The sequence below is a fragment of the Streptomyces sp. NPDC039462 genome, from assembly GCF_055639375.1.
In genome coordinates this window covers 1-21,107 of the sequence record NZ_JBVKAO010000007.1, presented here as the reverse complement: position 1 = coordinate 21,107, position 21,107 = coordinate 1, and the positions used below count along the sequence as shown (strand labels likewise).

The window sequence follows — 21,107 nt, the reverse complement described above, 5'->3', positions numbered from 1 at the left end:
CCGAGGTCACGAGGCCGCACGCACATATGGAGGACATCCCCGTGAAGGTCGGAATCGTCGGAGCCACCGGTCAGGTCGGCAAGGTCATGCGCAAGATCCTCGTCGAGCGGAAGTTCCCCGTCGACGAGCTGCGCCTGTTCGCCTCGGCCCGCAGCGCCGGGACGGTCATCGACGGCGTGACCGTCGAGGACGCCTCCACGGCCGACTTCACGGGCCTGGACATCGTGCTGTTCTCGGCGGGCGGCGCCACCTCGAAGGCCCTCGCCGAGAAGGTCGCCTCGCAGGGCGCCGTCGTGATCGACAACTCGTCGGCCTGGCGCCGGCACCCCGAGGTCCCCCTCGTCGTCTCCGAGGTGAACCCGCACGCGATCAAGGACCGCCCCAAGGGCATCATCGCCAACCCGAACTGCACGACGATGGCCGCGATGCCCGTCCTCAAGCCGCTGCACGCCGAGGCGGGCCTCGAAGCGCTGGTCGTCGCCACCTACCAGGCGGTGTCCGGCTCCGGTCTCGCCGGCGTCGACGAGCTCTTCGAGCAGATCAAGAAGGTCGGCGAGGACGCGCCGAAGCTCACCCACGACGGCTCCTCGGTCGAGTTCCCCGAGCCGGACAAGTACGTCGCGCCGATCGCGTACAACGTCCTGCCGATGGCGGGCTCGGTCGTCGACGACGGTCTGAACGAGACGGACGAGGAGCAGAAGCTCCGCCACGAGTCCCGCAAGATCCTGGAGATCCCGGAGCTGAAGGTGTCGGGCACCTGCGTGCGCGTCCCGGTCTTCACCGGCCACTCCCTCCAGGTCAACGCCCGCTTCGCGCGTCCGCTGAGCCCCGCGCGCGCCACCGAGATCCTGGAGCAGGCGGAGGGCGTCGTCGTCACCGAGGTGCCGACGCCGCTGGTCGCCGCGGGCAAGGACGACTCGTTCGTGGGCCGCATCCGCAAGGACGAGACCGTCGAGAACGGCCTGGCGTTCTTCATCTCCGACGACAACCTCCGCAAGGGCGCGGCGCTGAACGCCGTGCAGATCGCGGAGCTGGTCGCCGCGGAGCTCAAGGGCTGACCTCCTGTACGTCCCGTAGGGGGCGGTCACCCTTCACCGGGTGGCCGCCCCCTTCTCCTGCGTGGCCGTCCCCTTCTCCTGAGTGGCCGTCCCCTTTGCGCACGCCACCGCCACCAGCGCGAGCCCGGCGAGCGCGCCGCCGAGCCACAGCACGCCACCGGCCCCGCGGCTGTCCGCGACCCGGCCGCCCGCGAAGGCGCCGAGGGCGATCGCCACGTTGAAGATCCCGGCGAAGAGCGCCGACGCCGCCTCGCGGGCGTGCGGGGCGGCCGCCATCACCCAGTTCTGGGCGGAGACCGAGACCCCGCCGTAGGCCAGGCCCCAGGCCACGAGCAGCGCCACCGACGCGGCGAGCGAGGCGCCCGCGGGCACCATGAGCAGCACCACGGCGCCGAGCGCGGCACAGATCGCGAGCAGCGCCCTGCGCGGGTCGCGGGCCGCGACGGCACCGCCCGCGAAGTTGCCGACGATGCCGGCTGTTCCGTAGGCGAGGAGCAGCCCGCTGACCAGTCCCGCGCCGATGCCGGGCACCCGCTCCAGGACGGGCCGGACGTAGGTGTACGCGGCGAAGTGGCCGGTGACCAGGAGGGTGACGGCGAGGAGCCCGGCCCGCAGCCTGCCGATGCGCAGCAGGCCGGGGAAGGTGCCGAGCCTGACGCCCCGGTCCGCGGGGAGCCGGGGCAGGACCGCGACGAGCAGCCCCGCGACGGCGAGGGCGAGCACCGCGAGGGCCGCGAACCCCCAGCGCCAGCCCGCCAGTTCACCCAGGAGCGTGCCCGCGGGGACGCCGAGCACGGACGCCACCGCGATCCCGCTGAAGATGACCGCGGTGGCCCGCCCCGCGCCCTCCTCGTGGACGAGCCGCACGCCGAGCCCGGCGGCGATGGCCCACACGCCGCCGATGCAGACGCCCACCAGGACGCGGGCGGCGAGCAGGACGCCGAAGGCGGGCGCGAGCGCGGAGGCCACGTTGGCGGCGGCGAGCAGCGCCATCAGGACGGCGAGGACCGTGCGCCGGTCGGCGCGGCGCACGGCGACGGGCAGCAGCAGGGCGGCGAGCGCCGCGACGAGGCCGGGCAGGGTGACGGCGAGGCCCGCGGTGCCGTCCGAGACGTGCAGGCCGGCGCCGATCGAGGTGAGGAGTCCGACGGGGAGCATCTCCGTGGTGACGACGGAGAAGGTGGCGGCGGCGACGGCGAGGACGGCAGGACCGCCGCGCCGTCGCTGCAACGCGACGTCCGGTGTGGGGAGTTGTGTGGTCTGTGACATGGCATCCACCCTGTGGGGGTGCCCGCCGGGGAACAACGCGGAAGATCTCATCCTTGTATGAGCCGGGTTCATCGATCAGCGATGATCGACGACCGGGACGATCAAGGAAGAGGAGCCGCGCGCCATGAGCGGGAACGGGCTGGAGATCCGGGAACTGGAATGTTTCCTGGTGCTTGCCGAAGAGCTGCACTTCGGGCGGGCCGGCGAGCGGTTGTACGTCTCGCAGAGCCGCGTCAGCCAACTGCTCGCCGCCCTGGAGCGACGGATCGGCGCGCGCCTGCTGGAGCGTACGAGCCGACGGGTCGCACTGACCACACTAGGGGAACGTTTCCTTGCCGAACTCCGCCCGTCGTACGACGAATTGGCATCGGTGGTCGGGCGGGCCAGGGCGGCGGCGCGGGGCGTCGAGGGCACGCTGCGGATCGGCTTCCAGGGGACGGCGGACGACCGTCTGATGCGGGCCATCGCGGTCTTCCAGGAGCGGCACCCGGCCTGTGTCGCGGAGATCGTGGAGATCCCCTTCTCCGACCCGTTCGGGGCGGTACGGCAGAAGGCCGTGGACGCGGCGATCGTGCTGCTGCCGGTCGCCGAGCCCGATCTGGTGCTCGGCCCCGTCTTCTCCAGCGAGCGGCAGACCGTCGCCGTGTCGGTGCGGCACGCCTTCGCGGGGCGCGAGTCGCTCGCGGCGGCGGAGCTCGCGGGCACGCCGCTGATCGCGGCGGCGGCGCCGGCGCCCGCGTACTGGCGCGAGGCACACGCCCCTTCCGCCGCGCCGGGCCCGGCGGTCCGCACGCTCCAGGAGGGGCTGACGCTGGTCGCGGCGGACCGGGGGGCGATGCTGCTGTGCCGTCCGACGGCGGAGTACCACGGCCGCAAGGACGTCGTCTTCGTGCCGGTGGACGGGCTGCCGGACTCGGTGCTCGGGATGGTGTGGCACCGGGACGGGGAGACGGAGCGGGTGAGGGAGTTCGCGCGGGCGGTGGCCGCGGACGACGCCTGAGCCTCTGTCAGACCCCGGCCGGCTCCGGCCTGCGCACCTCGAAGTGGAAGCAGCCGTACTCCACGGCGCGGACGTGCACGAGGGCGACCCGCGGGTCGGCGAAGGCCTCGGCGAACGCGGCGTCGAAGCCCCGCTCCTCGTCCTCGGGGATCTCCAGGAGGCGGCCGCCGAGGATGTGCCCCTCGGCGCTGTAGCGGCGGACCGTGCGCAGCGCCCCGGCCCGCGAGAACGGATACCCGGCACGCTCCTCCGCCGGCCCCTCGCAGGGGTCGGCGTGGATGAAGACGGGCCCCTGCTCGTCGTAGGCGCCGGGGGTGGCGCCGGTCTCGGCGGCCCAGCGGCGCAGCGGCGCGTACGAGACGAGGGCGATGCGCTCGCCGGGCGCGACGGGCCGCAGACAGCAGCGGAGCGGATCGCCGCCCTCCGGGTCGACGTACGGGAGGCAGGGCCGCCCCGCGTCGTCGGTGACGCGGAGCCGGGCGAGGACTTCGGGGGTGATGGGGAGGGGGGTGTAGGCGGTGGCTGTCGGGACCGTGGTCCCTGCGTGCGTGGTGTTCATGAGACGAGCCTCGCGCGGGGGACGGGCAGGGGGCTGGCGGATATCGGACATCGCGCTACGGGCGACGCGTCACGGGTCACGCGTCATGGGTCACGCGTTACGGGCCGCGCATTACTGGCCACGTGTTACTGGCCGCCCCACCCCACCCCCCACGACCCGCGCCCGTTCAGTTCCGCCACGTCCGCGCCCGTCGTTCTGCGGTACGCCGCGTCCAGTTCGGCCAGTTCCTCCTGGGTCAGGACGTCCTCCACGCGGTGGAAGCCCTCCGGGGCGCGCTCCGCGACGGTCTGGAGGATGCGGTCGGCCGGCATGTCGCGGTTGGCGAGGACGATCGCGTTGACGGTCTCCCGCCGTACCTCCTCGTACGCCCGCAGCCCCGCCTCCCGGTCCGGCGCGGTGTGGGCGAGGCAGCGGGCGAGGACGCGGGCGTCGAGGATCGCCTGGGAGCCGCCGTTCGACCCCACCGGGTACATCGGGTGCGCCGCGTCGCCGAGCAGGGTGACCGGGCCGCGGCCCCACCGGGGCAACGGGTCGCGGTCGACCATCGGGTACTCCAGGATGTGCCGCGTGGCGGCGAGCAGCGCGGGCACGTCCAGGTCGCCGATGCGCCAGCCCGTGTAGTGCGGCAGGACGTCGGAGAGCCGCCCGGAGCGGTTCCAGTCGGCGGGCCCCGCCATCCCGTGGTGGTGCGTCGGCGGGAACCGCACCTCCGCCACCCAGTTGAGCAGCGTCCTGCCCCGCTCCAGGGCCCGCCGGGAGATCGGGTAGACGACGAGCTTCGCGGTGGCGTTGCTGCCCGCCACCGCGACGGTCCGCCCGCCGAGCACCGGGTGCCACTCGGCGATGCCGCGCCACATCCGGATGCCGTTCCACAGCGGCGGCCCCTCGCCGGGGTGCAGCACGGCCCGTACCGCCGAGTGCAGCCCGTCGGCCCCGACCAGGGCGCGGACCCGCACGCCGTACTCCCGGGCGCGCGCCATGTCCCGCAGGATCACCCGGAGTCTGCCGCCCTCGTGCTCGGCGAGCCGGACGAAGGCGGTGCCGGTGCGGACCGCGTGGTCGCCGAGCCGCTCGCGGACCGCGTCGAGGAGGAGCAGCTGGAGGGCGCCGCGGTGGATGGAGTACTGGGGCCAGCGGTAGCCGAGGGCGAGGCCGCGCGGTTCGGCCCAGATGCGGTTGCCGTGCCGGTCGAAGTGGACCATCACGTCGGGCGCGACGGCGGTCGCCGCGAGCTGGTCGCCGAGCCCGAGCTCGGTCAGCTCCCGCACGGCGTGCGGCAGGAGGTTGATGCCCACGCCGACGGGCCGCAGCTGGTCGGTGGCGTCCACCACGCGGGTCTCGATGCCCGCCGCGTGCAGGCTGAGCGCGGCGGTGAGCCCGCCGATGCCCGCGCCCGCCACGAGTACGTCGGTCATGGCCGTCGGGCGGCGCGGCCGGTGGCGGCCGGTCTCTCGGTCCCCAGCATCTTCCGTGTCCCCCTGTGCTTCCTGACCGCCCTTGTGGCCGTGGTCTGCGGCCTGCCGGGACCGGTGCGGACGCGCGGAGCGTAGCCGCACCGCAGCGGGAGAACAATGGCCCGGGCGGCCATCCGGAGGGGCATGGAAGGATGGCCGGAAACACCACAAGTCGCACCCACGAAGACGCGACACGTCGTACGAGGAGATGACCGCGTGCCCGGCACCAATCTGACCCGCGAAGAGGCGCAGCAGCGGGCGAAGCTGCTCACCGTTGACTCGTACGAGGTCGATCTCGACCTCTCCGGCGCGCAGGAAGGAGGCACCTACCGGTCCGTGACCACGGTGCGCTTCGACTCCGCGGAGGCGGGCGCCGAGACCTTCATCGACCTGGTGGCCCCCGCGGTCCACGAGGTCGTCCTGAACGGCCACGCGCTGGACGTGGCCGCGGTGTTCCGCGACTCGCGCATCGCGCTGCGGCACCTGCGCGAGGGTCGCAACGAGCTGAAGGTCGTCGCCGACTGCGACTACACCAACACCGGTGAGGGACTGCACCGCTTCGTCGACCCGGTCGACCAACAGGCGTACCTGTACACGCAGTTCGAGGTCCCGGACGCGCGCCGAGTCTTCGCGTCCTTCGAGCAGCCGGACCTGAAGGCGACCTTCCAGTTCACGGTGAAGGCGCCGAGCGGCTGGACGGTGATCTCCAACTCGCCGACCCCCGAACCGAAGGACGACGTCTGGCACTTCGAGCCGACGCCCCGCATGTCCACGTACGTCACGGCCCTGATCGTCGGCCCGTACCACGCGGTCCACTCGACGTACGAGGGTCCCGGCGGCCAGTCCGTGCCGCTCGGCATCTACTGCCGTCCCTCGCTCGCCGAGTTCCTCGACGCGGACGCGATCTTCGAGGTGACGCGGCAGGGCTTCGACTGGTTCCAGGAGAAGTTCGACTACGCGTACCCGTTCGCCAAGTACGACCAGCTCTTCGTCCCGGAGTTCAACGCGGGCGCGATGGAGAACGCGGGCGCGGTGACCATCCGCGACCAGTACGTGTTCCGTTCGAAGGTGACCGACGCGGCCTACGAGGTGCGGGCCGCGACGATCCTGCACGAGCTGGCCCACATGTGGTTCGGCGACCTGGTCACCATGGAGTGGTGGAACGACCTGTGGCTGAACGAGTCGTTCGCCACCTACGCCGAGGCCGCCTGCCAGGCGTACGCGCCGGACTCGAAGTGGCCGCACTCCTGGACGACGTTCGCCAACTCCATGAAGACGTGGGCGTACCGCCAGGACCAGCTGCCGTCCACGCACCCGATCATGGCGGACATCCGTGACCTGGACGACGTCCTGGTCAACTTCGACGGCATCACGTACGCGAAGGGGGCGAGCGTGCTGAAGCAGCTCGTCGCGTACGTCGGCGAGGACGAGTTCTTCCGGGGCGTGCAGGCGTACTTCAAGCGGCACGCGTTCGGCAACACGCGCCTGTCCGACCTGCTGGGCGCGCTGGAGGAGACCAGCGGCCGGGACCTGAAGACCTGGTCGAAGAAGTGGCTGGAGACCGCGGGCATCAACATCCTGCGGCCGGTGGTCGACGTCGACACTTCGGGGGTCATCACCTCCTTCGCCGTCAAGCAGGAGGCCCCCGCGCTCCCCGAGGGCGCGAAGGGCGAGCCCACGCTCCGTCCGCACCGGATCGCGATCGGCCTCTACGACCTGGACGACGCGTCCGGCAAGCTGGTCCGCACGGACCGCGTGGAACTGGACGTCGACGGCGAACTGACCGCCGTGGACGAGCTGGTGGGCAAGGCCCGCCCGGCGGTCATCCTCCTGAACGACGACGACCTCTCCTACGCGAAGGTCCGCCTGGACAGCGAGTCCCTCGCCTTCGTCACCGACCACATCGGTGACTTCGAGGCGTCGCTGCCGCGGGCGCTGTGCTGGGCGTCGGCGTGGGACACGACGCGCGACGCGGAGCTCCCGACGCACGAGTACCTCTCCCTGGTCCTCTCCGGCATCGGCAAGGAGTCCGACATCGGCGTCGTGCAGTCGCTGCACCGCCAGGTGAAGCTGGCCCTCGACCTGTACGCGGCCCCGGCGCGCCGGGACGCGGCGCTGGCCCGCTGGACCGAGGCAACGCTGGAGCACCTGCGGGCGGCCGAGCCCGGCAGCGACCACCAGCTGGCGTGGGCCCGCGCCTTCGCCGCGACGGCACGCACGGACGCGGACCTCGCGCTCCTCGAGCGCCTGCTCGACGGCTCGGAGTCGATCGACGGGCTGGCCGTGGACACCGAGCTGCGCTGGGCGTTCGTGGCGCGGCTCGCGGCGACCGGGCGGCTCGACGAGGCGGGCATCGAGGCGGAGCTGGAGCGGGACAGGACGGCGGCCGGCGAGCGGCACGCCGCCTCCGCCCGGGCGGCGCTGCCGACCGCCGAGGCGAAGGCGGCGGCCTGGGCTTCGGTCGTCGAGTCCGACACGCTGCCCAACGCCATCCAGGAGGCGGTGATCAGCGGCTTCGTCCAGACCGACCAGCGCGAACTCCTCGCTCCGTACACGGAGAAGTTCTTCGCCACGGTGAAGGACGCGTGGGACTCCCGCTCCCACGAGATGGCCCAGCAGATCGCCATCGGGCTCTATCCGTCGCTCCAGGTCTCTCAGGAGACGCTGAATGCGACGGATGCGTGGCTTGCCGCGGCGGAGCCGTCGGCCGCGTTGCGCCGTCTCATCACGGAGTCCCGCGCCGGAATCGACCGCGCCCTCCGAGCCCGCGCCGCAGACGCATAACCTCCCCCGGCCTGCCCGCCCCCACCGGGGGCCGGGCAGGCCCCTCCCCCTGCGGCCCGCACATGGCTGGTCGCGCAGTTCCCCGCGCCCCTGGGGGTACCCCCGCCGTCCCCCACCCACCGGCCGCATGTGGTTGCGCGCGCAGTTCCCCGCGCCCCTGGACTGCCTGCCGGCAGCCAAGGGGCGGGGGAGCCCCTCAATGCCGCAGCGAAAAAACGAGACCAGCCACTTCAGGGGCGCGGGGAACTGCGCGACCGGCCACAAACAACCGCCGGCGAAAAGACAGAGGCCAGCCACCCCAGGGGCGCGGGGAACTGCGCGAGCAACCACACACAACCGGCAGCCGAAAAACGACAGCAGCCGCCCCAGGGGCGCGGGGAACTGCGCGCCCAGCCACACACAACCGGCAGCCGAAGAACGACAGCAGCCACCCCAGGGGCGCGGGGAACTGCGCGGGGGGCCACACACCACCCGCAGGCAAGCCGGGTCAGTGAGGGGCAGAGGATCGCGTGGGGACTGCCGCCCGGAGGGTGGCGAGGACGCGGGCCACCGCCGTGCCCCCAGCCGCCCCCCTCCGCACCGCAGCAACAACATGCCGAGTGGGATGATCGTCAGAGAGCGCGCGCATGGTCACACCGGCGCGACTCGCCGCAGCCATACGAGGCACAAGCGCCACCCCCATCCCCGCCTCCACCATCGCCAGGATCGCCGTCCACCCGGACGCCGAGTGCGCCTGCTCCGGAGTGAAGCCCGCCCCCTCGCACGCCGCCCGGGTGATCTCCGACCAGGGCCCGCTCCCGCCGAAGATCCACGGTTCGGCGGCGAGGTCGGCGAGGCGCAGCCCCTCCGCCGACGCCAGCCGGTGGTCGCCGGGCAGCGCCACGTCCAGCGGGTCGGCGAGCAGGGACTCCCGGGTGAACCGTGTGTCCGCGTCGGTCTCCGCGGGCGCCTGGACGGCCAGGGACAGGGCGATGTCGACCTCACCGGCCGCGAGGAGTTCGTACGCCTGGGCCGCCTCGGTCTCCCGTACCCGTACGGAGATGCCGGGCGCCGCCTCCCGCAGCGCCCGCACCGCGGGCACGACCAGCGCGGGCACGGCCGTCGAGAACGCGCCGACCCGCACCTCCCCCGCCTCCCCCTGTGCATAAGCCGTCAACTCCGCGTCGGCCCGCTCCAGTTGGGCGAACACCGCCTCCGCGTGCCGCAGCACGAGATGTGCGGCGTCGGTGAGGCGGACCCGCCGCCCGTGCGCTTCCAGGAGCGGTACGCCGAGCTGCTTGGCGAGGTTGGACAGCTGCTGCGAGACCGCAGAAGGCGTCATCCGCAGCGTCTGCGCCGTCGCCGTGACGGTCCCCCGCTCACTCAACGTGCGCAGGATCTGCAGCTTCTTGATGTCCCACTCGCTCATGAGCCCAACGTACCGACTGGTCAGGAGCATCACTTCGTGCGGGCCGCGCCGAGCACGACCCCGCCCAGGATCAGCCCCATGCACAGCACCTGCAGCCACCCCATCGCCTCGCCGAGGACCGCGAAGGAGAGCAGGGCGACGCAGACCGGCTGGAGGTAGTAGACGACCCCGGCGCGGGCGGCGCCGATGATCGAGATCGCCTTGTTCCAGGCGAAGAAGGCGACCGCCGACGACACCACGCCGACGTAGAGGAGCGGGGAGACCGTGCCGACGGTGGGCTCGAAACCGCCCTGCACCGCGTAGCTGACCAGGAACACCGGCAGCAGCATCAGCGCGCCGAGCACGAACGTCGAGAAGAGGAAGGGGAGTCCGTCGATCTCGGCGGGCTTGCGCTTGAGCAGCGCGCTGTACGAGCCGAAGGAGAGCGCGGCCGCGATGATCCAGAGGTCACCGACCGCGAAGTCCATGGCGAGCGAGCCCTTGCTGACCAGGAGCAGGACGCCGGCGCAGGCGACGAGCATGCCGGTGACGCGGCGCGCGCCGAGCCGGGCGCCGCCGAGCCGTTCGTAGCCGGCCATCAGGACGGGCGACGCCGCCATGATCATGCCCATGTTGCCCGCGGTGGTCGTCATCCCCGCCTGGTTCACGAGGGTGTTGTAGACGGTGACGCCCAACAGGGAAGCGACGAGCAGGAACTTGAGGTGCTCACGGAGCACTTTCCGCTGCCGCCAGGTCCGGCGCGCCGCGAACGGCGCGACCGCCGCGATGGCGATGATCCAGCGCCAGAACGCGTGCTGAACGGGCGGCACGCTGTCGTGCAGGGCCCGGGAGGTGACGAAGCTGCCCGACCAGACGACCGTGGCGAGGGCCGCGAGGGCGAGGCCGACGCCGATGGGGCGCGCGGCCGCCTTCGCGGCGGCCGACGCGGTGTGAGCGGGGGTCCGGTCCAGGACTGCCACGGGGTATCCCTTGCCTCTCTCCCCGCGGTGGCGGGGTGTGTGGGGTGTCTCGGTGCGGTGCGGGACCACCGTGACACCCTCACACCCATCAGGTCCATCGAATCTTTTCGCCGATTCTTTGAAGGGGAACTGAAGGGTTCCGTGGGGGGCTGTCCGGGCTACGCCGCGCCCCACTCCTCCAGCGCCGCCGCCACCTCCCCCGCCCCCGCGTCGTCCGCCGCCCACGCCACGTATCCGTCGGGGCGGACCAGGACCGTCGTGCGGCGGCCGCTCGACCAGTGGGCGGGCACGGCACGCCCCGTCCCGCACTCCTTCTCGCCCTCCGGTGTGATGAGGACGAACTCGCCCGCGCGCAGGGCCTCGTAGAGCCGCCCCTCCTTGAGTGCGATGTCGGGGACCCGCCGTCCGACGAGCCGGTGGGCGCCCTTCGGGGACCGGTACGCGATCCCGACGCCCGTGACCCGGCCCGTCGCCTTGGCGCGCACCGCGGGCACACGGTCGACGAAGGCGGTGAGGGCGGTGCGGGCCGCGCGCGTCCACGGGTGCTTGGCCATCGCGAGCCTGACGATCCCGCCACTGCTGCGGAGCGCCGCCCTGCCGACCGGGTACCGCTCGGATTCGTAGGTGTCCAGAAGGCCGTGCGGGGCGCGGCCGTGGACCGCGGCGGCCAGTTTCCAGCTCAGGTTCGCGGCGTCCTGGAGTCCGGTGTTCATGCCCTGGCCGCCGGCCGGTGAGTGGACGTGCGCGGCGTCCCCGGCGAGGAAGACGCGGCCCACCCGGTAGGCGGGCGCCTGCCGTTCGTCGCTGTGGAAGCGGGACATCCAGCGGGCGTCGTGCATCCCGAAGTCGCGGCCGAGCGCCTGCCGGACGATTCCCTTGACCTCGTCGAGGTCCAGGGGCTCGTCGTCGGGGACATCGCGCGAGCGGTTCCAGCCGATGACCCGGTAATAGCCGTCGGCGAAAGGCGCGATGAAGGCGAAGACGTCACCGGCGGCGTCTGCGGTGAGCAGCGTCTGCGGCTTCTCGGCGAGTTTGACGTCGGCGAGGACGAGCGAGCGGATGACGGACCTGCCGGGGAAGGGCAGTCCGACCGACTCGCGCACGGCGCTGCGCAGGCCGTCGGCGCCGACGGCGTAGGCGGCGCGCAGCGTGCCCGGCTCGCCGCCGGGGCCACGGACCCGGAGCGTCACACCGTCCGCGTCCTGGACGAGTCCGGTCACCTCGGTCTCGTACGCGAAGCGCACCCCGGCGTCGGCCGCGCGCCGCTCCAGGACGCGCTCGACCTCATACTGCGGGAGGACGAGGAGGTGCCGGAAGCGGGACGGCAGCCGCGAGAAGTCCAGCGAGAGGCGGCCGAAAAGGCGGAGCCTGTCGAGCGGCTCCCCCTCGGCCTCCAGCTCGTCGGCGAGGCCCCGCGCGTCCAGCTGCTCCAGGGTGCGGGCGTGCAGGACCATCGCGCGGGAGAGGTTGCTGATGCCGGGCGCCCGCTTCTCCACCAGGGTGACGGGGACGCCCGCGGCGGCGAGGTCCCCGGCGAGCAGCAGCCCGGTGGGACCGGCGCCGACCACCACGACGGGGCTGCTGCCGGTGCCGGTGCCTTCGGTGGGATTTGCGTTCTTCTTCGTGTCGCCGGTCGTGCCGTTCATGGCCGCCTCCTGATGCCACACGTGCGGGTCAACGCTCGTTGGTCAACACTTGTGGGTCAACGCTCGTTGGCCAACGTACGACCGCGCCCATGGACTGTCAACGGCTGTTGGCCTACGTTTGTTGGCATGACCGAAACGACCCCTGCCCGCCGCTCCGACACGACTCGGGCCGGCATCCTCGCCGCGGCCCGCGAACGCTTCGCCGCGGACGGGTACGAGCGTGCGACGATCCGCGCCATCGCCAAGGACGCCCGCATCGACCCCTCGATGGTGATGCGCTACTACGGCAACAAGGAGGGGCTCTTCGCCGCCGCCACCTCGGTCGACCTGCGGCTGCCGGACTTCGCCGAGGTGCCGGGAGCGGACGTGGGGCGGGTCCTGGTGACGCACTTCCTCGATGTGTGGGAGGGCGACGAGGTGCTCACCGCGCTGCTCCGGGTGGGCATCACCAATGAGGCGGGGGCGGAGCGCATGCGGGAGATCTTCGCGGCACAGCTGCTGCCGGTCGCGCGCGAGGTCTGTCCGGACCCGGCCGAGGCGCCGACGCGGGCGGCGCTCTGTGCCGCGCAGGTGCTGGGTCTCGCCCTGACGCGGTACGTCCTGCGGTTCCCGCCGTCGGCGGCGCTGACGCGGGAGGAGATCACGGACTGGCTGGCGCCGACGCTCCAGCGCTATCTGACGGCCGAACGCCCGTGAGCACGCCGAGGGCGCCTTCCGGCGACGTCTGCGGTACGTCGTCGGAAGGCGCCCTCGGCGCGGAAAGCCCGGAGGCTGCGGTTCAGCCCTGCTTCTGCTGCTTGCGGGACTTGTCGCCGACCATCACGAGGCCCGCGATCACCAGGAACAGCACGATGGGCGCGGCGACGTACAGGCCGAGCGTGTCGATGACGCTCAGGCCGGGGCCCGGGTCGTCACCGTCGTCACGCACGGCCGCGAGGGCGGGGGACGACATGAGCAGCATCATCAGCGTCGTGCCGGAGGCCAGGGCGCCGGCGCGCAGTGCGTTCTTCTTGTCCACGGTGCCAACGTAGCGAACTCCTAAACGGGGTGCGCGCCCGGGGGTGCCGTACGGGCGCCCCGGCCCTCCGCCGAACCGTCGCGGAACACCGCCATGAGGGCGTGCAGCCGCGGCGACGCGGCGAGTTCCTCCAGGGTGACGGGGTGTCCGCCGGCGTCGGCCACGGGCAGGCGCCAGTTGGGGTACTGGTCCCAGGTGCCGGGCAGGTTCTGCGGCCTGCGGTCGCCGACCGCGTCCGGGAGCCAGACGCCGATCATGCGGGCCGGGGTGGCCAGCAGGAAGCGGTGCACGGCGCGGATCTCGTCCTCCTCGCAGCCGATGCCGCCGGGCAGCATGCCGAGCCGGCAGAGCAGCCCGAGCCATTCGCGCACGTCCGCGGCGGCCTCGGCCCGCTCCTGCGCCAGCGGCCTGGTCAGCAGGCCCAGGTCGTGGCGGAGCCGGACGTGTTCGCCGGTGAGGCGGGCGGCGGTCGGGGGCAGGTCGTGCGTGGTGGCGGTGGCCACGCAGTCGGCGCGCCAGGCGTCGGCGGGCAGCGGGCGGCCCGTGCCCTGCCAGTCCCGCTCGAACCAGAGCACCGAGGTGCCGAGCACGCCGTGCTCGCGCAGGGTCTCGCGGACGCCCGGCTCGACCGTCCCGAGGTCCTCGCCGATGACGAGGGCGTCCGCGCGGTGTGCCTCCAGGGCGAGGACGGCGAGCATCGCCTCGGCGTCGTACCGCACGTACGTCCCCTCGGTGGGCTCGCGGCCCTCCGGGACCCACCAGAGCCGGAACAGGCCCATGACGTGGTCGATGCGGAGCGCGCCCGCGTTCCGGAGCAGGCCGCGCAGGAGGGCGCGGTAGGGGGCGTAGCCGGACTCGGCGAGGCGGTCCGGGCGCCAGGGCGGCAGGCCCCAGTCCTGGCCGCGCGCGTTGAAGGCGTCCGGCGGGGCGCCGACCGACATGCGCGGGGCGAAGTGCCGCTGCTGCGCCCAGGCGTCGGCACCGCCCGGATGCACGCCGACCGCGAGGTCGTGCACCAGGCCGATGTCCATGCCCGCCTCGCGGGCGGCGCGCTGGGCGGCGGCCAGCTGGGTGTCGGTGAGCCAGGCGAGGCGGCAGTGGAAGTCGACGCGGTCCATCGCCTCGCGGCGGGCGCGGGCCGTGCCGGGCGAGTCCGGGTCGCGCAGGGCGGCGGGCCAGGAGTGCCAGTCGGGGCCGTGGATCTCGGCGAGGGCCGACCAGGTGGCGTGGTCCTCCAGGGCGGGGCCCTGTTCGGCGAGGAAGGCGTTGTACTCGGCGCGGCGGCCGGGGCCTAGGGGGACGTCGTGGAGCAGTTCGAGCGCCTCGCGCTTGAGGGCCCAGACCGCGTCACGGTCGATCAACTCGTCCTGTTCCAGGACCCCTTCGCGCAGCCGGGCCGCCCGCCGGCACAGCTCTTCGGCCCGCTCGCGCGCCGCGCCCCGCAGATACGCGAACTCCGGGACCGCCTCGACGCGCAGGTGCACGGGGTCGGGAAAGCGGCGCGAGGAGGGCCGGTACGGGGAGGGATCGCTCCCATGCCCCTCCGGGGCGGCGGGCACGGCCGCGTGCAGCGGGTTGACCTGGACGAAGCCCGCACCCAGGACGCGGCCGGACCACGCGGCGAGATCGGCGAGGTCGCTCAGGTCCCCCATGCCCCAGGAGTGCCGGGACAGCAGGGAGTAGAGCTGGACCAGCAGCCCGTGCGCGCGCCGCTCCGGGGTCCTGATCCGGCGGGGCGCGGCGATGAGGTGGGCCTCGGCGTCACTGCGGCCGGGGCACCGCACGCGGAGCCGGTGGACCCCGGGCGGCAGGGGCTCGGGGAGCCGCGCGGCACCGTCCGGCGCGCCTGGGCCGTCCGGCACGGTCCACTCGGCCGTTCCGCCCTCCTCCAGGTCCACCCGCACCCGTGACCCCGCGGGCAGTTCCGCGAGGGACGGGGGCAGGGGGGCGTCCGTCCAGAGCACCACGGTCGGCGGGAGCAGGCGTGCGGACAGTTCCGTCTCGCGTGCGGCCAGCGCGGCCCCGGCGGCTTCCGGAGTGCTCGCGTCCACACCCAGGGCGGCCAGGGCGGCGATCACCGCGGCGTCGGAGGCCGGGACGGTGTGCCCCGGGGACGGAGAGTAGGAGGTGGCCACGCCGTACGAAGCGGCCAGCCGCGCAAGAGGCATCAGACCGCCATGGTGTCCAGGCCCGAGGCCATACCGGTGGAGGTGGGCTCGCTGGTCAGCGGCGCGGCGTCGGCGAGGGGCGGCTCGCTGGTCAGCGGCGCGGCGTCGGCGAGCGGGGGCTCACTGGTGAGGGGCGGCTCGCCGCAGCCGCAGGAGAACGAGCCGTCGAGGCCCGAGTCGGGGTGGGAGACCTGTTTGGAGAGCGCGGAGAGCAGAAGGTTGGCGGAAGCGGCCACGTGGGAGCTCCTTTTCAGGGGGCAGGTCTCGGCAGCCCTACCCAGTGCGCGGACGCGCAGACGTATACGTTGCCACAACGTGACCCTGGTCACATCCACTTCCCCGTACGGAAGTTGTCTTCCGCAGCCCGTCCCGCCCCGGAAGAACGGGCTCCGCCCCGTCCGCCGCCGGGAAGATGTCCACCGTCGTCACCCCCTAGCCCCCCGTTCCGGAAATTCGGGCAGGTTCCGCGAAGAATCCCCCGGCCGGTACCGCCTCCCGTTGACACCTCAGCCGCCTCAGTGGTGGGCTCACTGCCACATGTGACGCAAGGGACCGCAAGGACCCCGAGGGACGAGAACAGGGGCGAGGGCCGTGCAGTTGCGGCGCAGGAAGGGTGCGGCCGCCATCGCGGTCGCCGTGATCGCGGGCACGCTCGGCGGCGCGCACGGCGCCCTCGCGGCCCCGGGAGCGCCCGGCCGGCCCGGCGTTCCCGCCACGTCCCCCGACGGCGGCGGCAAGGACGGCCGCGGGGCCGCCGTCTCCGACCTGCCGTCCGTCTGGCCGCGCCCCCAGTCGATGAGCGCGGCGGGAAGCGCCGTCACCGTCGGCGACGACGTCGTGCTGGTCACGGCCGACGGCAGGACACCCCAGGGGAAGCCGGACGGCGCCGATGCCGACCCGTACGCCCTGGAAGCCCTCCGCGCCGTCCTGCGCGACGCGGGCGCCCGCCGGATCACCGAGGTGCGGGACGGCGACCCGCTGCCCGCGGGCGGCACCCTCGTCGTCCGCGCCGGCGGGACCGGCGCCGACCGGGCGCTGCGCTCCCTCGGCGCCCGCGAGCACGGCGACCTGCCGGCGGGCGGCTACCGGCTGGCCGTCGGCCGCGTCGGCGGACGCGACACCGTCGCCCTCGCGGGAGCCGGTGCGGACGGCCTCTTCCACGGCGTACAGACCCTGCGGCAGATCGTCGGCGGCGCGCAGGGCACCCGCCTCGTCCCCGGCGTCCAGATCCGGGACTGGCCCGGCACGGCCGTGCGCGGCATGGCCGAGGGGTTCTACGGCACCCCCTGGACCCGCGAGCAGCGGCTCGCCCAGCTCGACTTCATGGGGCGCACCAAGCAGAACCGGTACCTCTACGCCCCCGGCGACGACCTCTACCGCCAGGCCCGCTGGCGCGAGCCCTACCCGGCGGACCAGCGGGCCGACTTCCGCGCCCTCGCGCGGCGGGCCAAGGCCAACCACGTCACGCTCGCCTGGGCCGTCTCCCCCGGCCAGGCCATGTGCCTGTCGTCCGAGCGGGACGTCAAGGACCTCACCCGCAAGATCGACGCCATGTGGGCGCTCGGCGTGCGCGCCTTCCAGCTCCAGTTCCAGAACGTCAGCTACAGCGAGTGGCACTGCGAGCAGGACGCCGAGACCTTCGGGTCGGGGCCGGAGGCCGCCGCGAAGGCGCAGGCACGGGTCGCGAACGCGGTCGCCGCGCACCTCGCCGCCCGCCACCCGGGCGCGCACCCGCTCTCCCTGATGCCGACCGAGTACTTCCAGAAGGGGACGACCGAGTACCGCGCGGCCCTGTCCCGCGCGCTGGACCACCGCGTCGAGGTGGCCTGGACCGGCGTCGGCGTCGTCCCGCGGACCATCACCGGGCGCGAACTGGCGGGCGCCCGCGAGGCGTTCGGCGCGCACCCGCTGGTCACGATGGACAACTACCCCGTCAACGACTTCGCGCAGGACCGCATCTTCCTCGGCCCCTACACCGGCCGCCAACCCGCCGTCGCCACCGGCTCGGCCGCCCTCCTCGGCAACGCCATGGAGCAGCCGGCCGCCTCCCGCATCCCCCTCTTCACGGCCGCCGACTACGCCTGGAACCCGCGCGCCTACCGCCCCCACGAGTCCTGGCTCGCCGCCATCGACGACCTCGCGGGCGGCGATCCGAAGGCGCGGGGCGCGCTGCGGGCCCTCGCGGGCAACGACGCCTCTTCCGTGCTCGGCGCCGACGAATCGGCGTACCTGCGGCCGCTCATGAGCGAGCTGTGGCGCGCCCGTACGACGAAGGACCGGGCGCGGAACGCGCGCGCCGCCGAGCGCCTGCGCGCCGCCTTCACCGTGATGCGGGAGGCGCCCGAGCGCCTCGCCGACAGCGCGCTCGACGACGAGGTGCGCCCCTGGATCGAGCAGCTTGCGCGCTACGGCGAGGCCGGCGAGACCGCGGTCGACCTCCTGACCGCCCAGTCCGCCGGCGACGGCGCGGCGGCCTGGCACGGTGCGCGCACCCTGGCGAAGCTCAGGAAGGAGCTCGGGCACAGCGGCGTCACCGTCGGCAAGGGCGTCCTCGACCCGTTCCTCGCGCGCGTGCAGAAGGCGTACGCGGCGTGGGCGGGGACCGACGGGAAGCGGGCCTCGGACGGCGCGACGGCGCGGTTCGGCCGCGACCGGGCGCTCGCCGCGGTGACGGCGCTGACCGACCCCGGCACGCGGGGCGCCGTCGAGGCGCACGTCCCGGGGAAGGGCTGGCAGCGGATCGGCGCTCTCTCGGAGAAGGGCTTCACCGAGCTCGACCTCACGAAGGGAGAGCCGGTGCGCGCCGACGCGGTCCGGGTGGCGCCCGCCGTCGGCACCGTCCGCCACCTCGTCCCCTGGTTCGCCGACACCCCCGCCGCCCGCCTGTCGCTGTCCCGCACCGAGGCCGACGCGGAGATCGGCGGCGGCCCGCTGCGGATCTCCGCGAAGCTGCTCCCGCTGCGCCCCGGTGACGTCGGCGGACGGCTCCGGGCGAAGGCCCCCGAGGGCATCGAGGTGCGGGTTCCGGAGAGGTCCACGCTGCCGCGCGGCACGGAGGTCGCCGTGCCGGTCGACATCACCGTGCCGGCGGGCATGCGCGCGGGGACGTACGAGATTCCGCTCACCTTCGGCGGCGAGACCCGCACGGTCTCGGTCCGCGCCTTCCCCCGCACCGCAGGGCCCGACCTGGCGCGCGGCGCGAAGGCGTCGTCGTCGGGCGACGAGACGAAGGACTTCCCCGCGTCGGGCGCCGTCGACGGCGACTCGGAGACCCGCTGGTCGTCGCCGGCCGAGGACGGCGCGTGGTGGCAGGTGGAGCTCGCGGAGCCGGTCAGGCTCGGCCAGGTGGTGCTGCGCTGGCAGGACGCGTACGCGAAGGGATACCGCGTGCAGACGTCCGCCGACGGCCGGACCTGGCGCACGGCGGCCACCGTCCGGGACGGCAGGGGCGGCCGCGAGGCGGTCCGCATGGACGCGCGTGACACCCGCTACATCCGCGTGCAGGGCAACGAGCGGGCCACCCGCTTCGGCTACTCGCTCTGGTCCGTGGAGGCGTACGCGGTCGCCGAGGATTAGCGGCGACCGCGTACGGCCCGAGTGTGTTCGCACACACGTACAACAAAGGCCCGGATCGACTGCTAGGCGGAAATGCCGTCGATCCGAGCCATCGCGTCGTCCGCGCCGAACGGCTGCAAGTACGGCAGCCAGCGCGGATCCCTATGTCCGGTCCCGATGATGCGCCACGCGAGACCCGACGGCGGCGCGGGTTTGTGCCGCAGCCGCCAGCCGAGCTCCATGAGATGCCGGTCGGCCTTGACGTGGTTGCAGCGGCGGCAGGAAGCCACCACGTTGTCCCAGGCGTGCTGGCCGCCTCGGCTCTTGGGAATGACGTGGTCGACGCTGGTTGCGACGCCACCGCAGTACATGCACCGGCCGCCGTCGCGGGCGAAGAGCGCCCGTCTGGTCAGCGGAACGGGCCCCCTGTAAGGGACCCGGACGAACCGCTTGAGGCGGACCACGCTGGGTGCGGGGACGGTGCGCGTCGCGCTGTGCATGAAGGCGCCGGATTCCTCGAGGCAGAGAGCCTTGTTCTCCAGGACGAGGACGAGCGCGCGGCGGAGCGGTACGACGCCGAGGGGCTCGTACGACGCGTTGAGGACCAGGACATGCGGCACGGATGCCTCCTTGTACGCCGGCGGCGCGTGGCTCGCGCCGGGACGATCTGCAAGCCAGTCTCCCCTCATGCCTGGTCGTAGCGCCAGCATGTACTCGTAACGGCCTTGAAGTGTTTTCGACCACAGCGGCCGCGGCGGCCGTCTCTCTCTTCTTCTCCCTGGTTCTTCCCGAGTGAGCACCGTCTCTCCCTCGAACATGACAACGATCCACACACGATGCCCCGTTAGTGTGGTGAATCTGCCCGGCTCCCCCCACTCCGCCGGTTCCGCTTCGATGGCGGTTCTTCGTTCGCCGGGCAGGCCGCGATACCTGGAGGTACCTGCCGTGTTCTTGTCCGTCCTGTCGGCAGCCGGAACGGACCCGGACGACACGCCACAGACCAAGCCGCCCACGCTCGAGGACGCCCAGGAGAGCGCCACGAACGCGGCCAGCTGGGTCGAGCAGAACTGGTCCACGTGGCTCGGTATCGGCCTGCGCATCGTGCTGATCGTCACGATCGCCGTCGTCCTGCGCGTCCTGGTGCGCCGCGCCATCACCAAGCTGATAGACCGCATGAACCGCACGGCGCAGGCCGTGGACGGCACGGCGCTCGGCGGCCTCCTGGTGAACGTGGAGCGCCGCCGCCAGCGCTCGCAGGCGATCGGCTCGGTCCTGCGCTCGGTCGCCTCGTTCCTGATCCTCGGCACGGCCGGGCTGATGGTCCTGAGCGCGTTCGAGATCAACCTGGCCCCGCTGCTGGCCTCCGCGGGTGTGGCGGGCGTCGCGATCGGCTTCGGTGCGCGCAACCTCGTGACGGACTTCCTCTCCGGCGTCTTCATGATCCTCGAGGACCAGTACGGCGTGGGCGACTCGATCGACGCAGGCGTGGCCTCCGGCGAGGTCATAGAGGTCGGCCTGCGCGTCACGAAGCTGCGCGGCGACAACGGCGAGATCTGGTACGTCCGCAACGGCGAGGTCAAGCGCATCGGCAACCTCTCCCAGGGCTGGTCCACGGCGGGCGTCGACGTCACCGTCCGCCCGGACGAGGACCTGGACAAGGTGAAGGCGACGCTGGCGGAGGTCGGCGAGGCCATGGCCAAGGACGAGCCGTGGAACGAGAAGCTGTGGGGGCCCGTGGAGATCCTCGGCCTGGACAGCGTCCTTCTCGACTCGATGGTGATTCGCGTCTCGGCGAAGACGATGCCCGGGCAGTCCTTGGGTGTCGAGCGTGAGCTGCGCTGGCGTATCAAACGGGCGTTCGATGAGGCGGGGATCCGTATCGTGGGCGGTCTGCCGCTGGCAGTCCAGGAGGACCCCTCGGACCCCTCCGCCTCCATGGCGGCCCCCTCCGCCTACGCCTCCGCCACGTCTCCTCAGTCCCTGGCGGCTTCCCCGATACCCCCGGCTCCGCCGAATCTGTCGAAGTAGCGCGGCGCGGCTTCGGTGGGCCCGTGCCTTGGATGGTGACCGGGGCCGCCCGGACTTTCCGGAGTGTGGCGGTTCCGGGCCGGGAGTAAAGGGCGCTCCCTGCGGTCGCGTCGGCTACGCCGATTCCGCTCCGCTCCACCCTTGACTCCCGCCCCTCCACCGCACGTTGACTTTGACCCGGACGGCCAGGGGTGGGGCCGA

Annotated in this window: 16 protein-coding genes; 6 read left to right on the top strand and 10 right to left on the bottom strand. The window is 73.2% G+C overall.

The window, feature by feature from the left end; translation table 11 throughout:
• Nucleotides 1-41 precede the first annotated feature (41 nt).
• A complete protein-coding gene (locus ACZ7LU_RS31030) occupies nucleotides 42-1,058 on the top strand; it encodes an aspartate-semialdehyde dehydrogenase (RefSeq protein ID WP_468303403.1) in 1,017 nt (338 codons plus the stop codon).
• A gap of 33 nt (nucleotides 1,059-1,091) precedes the next feature.
• On the opposite strand, the gene ACZ7LU_RS31025 is transcribed toward ACZ7LU_RS31030, so the two are convergent.
• Nucleotides 1,092-2,327, bottom strand: a complete 1,236-nt coding sequence (locus tag ACZ7LU_RS31025; RefSeq protein ID WP_471918624.1) for an MFS transporter — start codon at nucleotides 2,325-2,327, stop codon at nucleotides 1,092-1,094.
• Nucleotides 2,328-2,451: 124 nt separating this feature from the next.
• Here ACZ7LU_RS31025 and ACZ7LU_RS31020 point away from each other — a divergent pair, with 124 nt between their 5' ends.
• Nucleotides 2,452-3,327: a LysR family transcriptional regulator gene (locus ACZ7LU_RS31020; protein ID WP_471918623.1), complete on the top strand. Its 876-nt coding sequence runs from the start codon at nucleotides 2,452-2,454 to the stop codon at nucleotides 3,325-3,327.
• Between the two features lie 7 nt (nucleotides 3,328-3,334).
• Here the strand turns inward: ACZ7LU_RS31020 and ACZ7LU_RS31015 are convergent, their stop codons facing one another.
• Nucleotides 3,335-3,886: a DUF1203 domain-containing protein gene (locus ACZ7LU_RS31015; RefSeq protein WP_471918622.1), complete on the bottom strand. Its 552-nt coding sequence runs from the start codon at nucleotides 3,884-3,886 to the stop codon at nucleotides 3,335-3,337.
• 125 nt (nucleotides 3,887-4,011) lie between these two features.
• Nucleotides 4,012-5,301 carry a flavin-dependent oxidoreductase gene (locus ACZ7LU_RS31010; RefSeq protein ID WP_398297831.1) on the bottom strand — a complete coding sequence of 430 codons (1,290 nt, stop codon included), beginning with the start codon at nucleotides 5,299-5,301 and terminating at the stop codon, nucleotides 4,012-4,014.
• A 255-nt stretch (nucleotides 5,302-5,556) separates the two neighbouring features.
• Here ACZ7LU_RS31010 and pepN point away from each other — a divergent pair, with 255 nt between their 5' ends.
• Complete coding sequence (gene pepN / locus ACZ7LU_RS31005; RefSeq protein ID WP_471918621.1) at nucleotides 5,557-8,124, top strand: aminopeptidase N; 2,568 nt, start codon at nucleotides 5,557-5,559, stop codon at nucleotides 8,122-8,124.
• Between the two features lie 487 nt (nucleotides 8,125-8,611).
• Here pepN and ACZ7LU_RS31000 read toward each other — a convergent pair whose 3' ends face one another.
• From ACZ7LU_RS31000 to ACZ7LU_RS30990, 3 genes are all read right to left on the bottom strand, one after another.
• Nucleotides 8,612-9,532, bottom strand: coding sequence for a LysR family transcriptional regulator (locus ACZ7LU_RS31000; RefSeq protein ID WP_468303392.1), 921 nt, complete (start codon nucleotides 9,530-9,532; stop codon nucleotides 8,612-8,614).
• A 29-nt stretch (nucleotides 9,533-9,561) separates the two neighbouring features.
• Nucleotides 9,562-10,482, bottom strand: a complete 921-nt coding sequence (locus ACZ7LU_RS30995; RefSeq protein WP_471918837.1) for a DMT family transporter — start codon at nucleotides 10,480-10,482, stop codon at nucleotides 9,562-9,564.
• A 167-nt stretch (nucleotides 10,483-10,649) separates the two neighbouring features.
• Nucleotides 10,650-12,137, bottom strand: a complete 1,488-nt coding sequence (locus ACZ7LU_RS30990) for an FAD-dependent monooxygenase (RefSeq protein ID WP_471918620.1) — start codon at nucleotides 12,135-12,137, stop codon at nucleotides 10,650-10,652.
• Between the two features lie 126 nt (nucleotides 12,138-12,263).
• Between ACZ7LU_RS30990 and ACZ7LU_RS30985 the strand changes: the two genes are divergently transcribed.
• The gene (locus ACZ7LU_RS30985) at nucleotides 12,264-12,833 is read left to right on the top strand and encodes a TetR/AcrR family transcriptional regulator (protein ID WP_468082935.1); all 570 of its coding nucleotides are present in this window, start codon (nucleotides 12,264-12,266) and stop codon (nucleotides 12,831-12,833) included.
• An 82-nt stretch (nucleotides 12,834-12,915) separates the two neighbouring features.
• Here ACZ7LU_RS30985 and ACZ7LU_RS30980 read toward each other — a convergent pair whose 3' ends face one another.
• From ACZ7LU_RS30980 to ACZ7LU_RS30970, 3 genes are read right to left on the bottom strand one after another with little or no spacing between them, the layout of a single operon-like run.
• A complete protein-coding gene (locus ACZ7LU_RS30980; protein WP_150167792.1) occupies nucleotides 12,916-13,155 on the bottom strand; it encodes a hypothetical protein in 240 nt (79 codons plus the stop codon).
• A gap of 20 nt (nucleotides 13,156-13,175) precedes the next feature.
• Nucleotides 13,176-15,323, bottom strand: coding sequence for a 4-alpha-glucanotransferase (malQ, locus tag ACZ7LU_RS30975; protein WP_471918619.1), 2,148 nt, complete (start codon nucleotides 15,321-15,323; stop codon nucleotides 13,176-13,178).
• Nucleotides 15,323-15,559, bottom strand: coding sequence for a hypothetical protein (locus ACZ7LU_RS30970; protein ID WP_398297845.1), 237 nt, complete (start codon nucleotides 15,557-15,559; stop codon nucleotides 15,323-15,325). The genes malQ and ACZ7LU_RS30970 overlap by 1 nt, the downstream gene beginning before the upstream one ends.
• Nucleotides 15,560-15,914: 355 nt before the next feature.
• Here ACZ7LU_RS30970 and ACZ7LU_RS30965 point away from each other — a divergent pair, with 355 nt between their 5' ends.
• Nucleotides 15,915-18,899 (top strand): beta-N-acetylglucosaminidase domain-containing protein, encoded by a 2,985-nt coding sequence (locus ACZ7LU_RS30965; RefSeq protein ID WP_471918618.1) that lies wholly within the window; start codon nucleotides 15,915-15,917, stop codon nucleotides 18,897-18,899.
• A gap of 62 nt (nucleotides 18,900-18,961) precedes the next feature.
• Here ACZ7LU_RS30965 and ACZ7LU_RS30960 read toward each other — a convergent pair whose 3' ends face one another.
• Complete coding sequence (locus ACZ7LU_RS30960) at nucleotides 18,962-19,498, bottom strand: HNH endonuclease (RefSeq protein ID WP_150184145.1); 537 nt, start codon at nucleotides 19,496-19,498, stop codon at nucleotides 18,962-18,964.
• Nucleotides 19,499-19,772: 274 nt separating this feature from the next.
• Here ACZ7LU_RS30960 and ACZ7LU_RS30955 point away from each other — a divergent pair, with 274 nt between their 5' ends.
• Nucleotides 19,773-20,906: a mechanosensitive ion channel family protein gene (locus ACZ7LU_RS30955; protein ID WP_471918617.1), complete on the top strand. Its 1,134-nt coding sequence runs from the start codon at nucleotides 19,773-19,775 to the stop codon at nucleotides 20,904-20,906.
• The last annotated feature ends 201 nt before the right edge of the window (nucleotides 20,907-21,107 follow it).

What these genes read in the sequence shown, in the direction of transcription:
- ACZ7LU_RS31025 (WP_471918624.1), bottom strand. Translation starts at nt 2,327, where the DNA reads ATGTCACAGACCACACAACTCCCCACACCGGACGTCGCGTTGCAGCGA.
- ACZ7LU_RS31020 (WP_471918623.1), top strand. Translation starts at nt 2,452, where the DNA reads ATGAGCGGGAACGGGCTGGAGATCCGGGAACTGGAATGTTTCCTGGTG.
- ACZ7LU_RS31015 (WP_471918622.1), bottom strand. Translation starts at nt 3,886, where the DNA reads ATGAACACCACGCACGCAGGGACCACGGTCCCGACAGCCACCGCCTAC.
- ACZ7LU_RS31010 (WP_398297831.1), bottom strand. Translation starts at nt 5,301, where the DNA reads ATGACCGACGTACTCGTGGCGGGCGCGGGCATCGGCGGGCTCACCGCC.
- ACZ7LU_RS31000 (WP_468303392.1), bottom strand. Translation starts at nt 9,532, where the DNA reads ATGAGCGAGTGGGACATCAAGAAGCTGCAGATCCTGCGCACGTTGAGT.
- ACZ7LU_RS30990 (WP_471918620.1), bottom strand. Translation starts at nt 12,137, where the DNA reads ATGAACGGCACGACCGGCGACACGAAGAAGAACGCAAATCCCACCGAA.
- ACZ7LU_RS30985 (WP_468082935.1), top strand. Translation starts at nt 12,264, where the DNA reads ATGACCGAAACGACCCCTGCCCGCCGCTCCGACACGACTCGGGCCGGC.
- malQ (WP_471918619.1), bottom strand. Translation starts at nt 15,323, where the DNA reads ATGCCTCTTGCGCGGCTGGCCGCTTCGTACGGCGTGGCCACCTCCTAC.
- ACZ7LU_RS30955 (WP_471918617.1), top strand. Translation starts at nt 19,773, where the DNA reads ATGGCGGTTCTTCGTTCGCCGGGCAGGCCGCGATACCTGGAGGTACCT.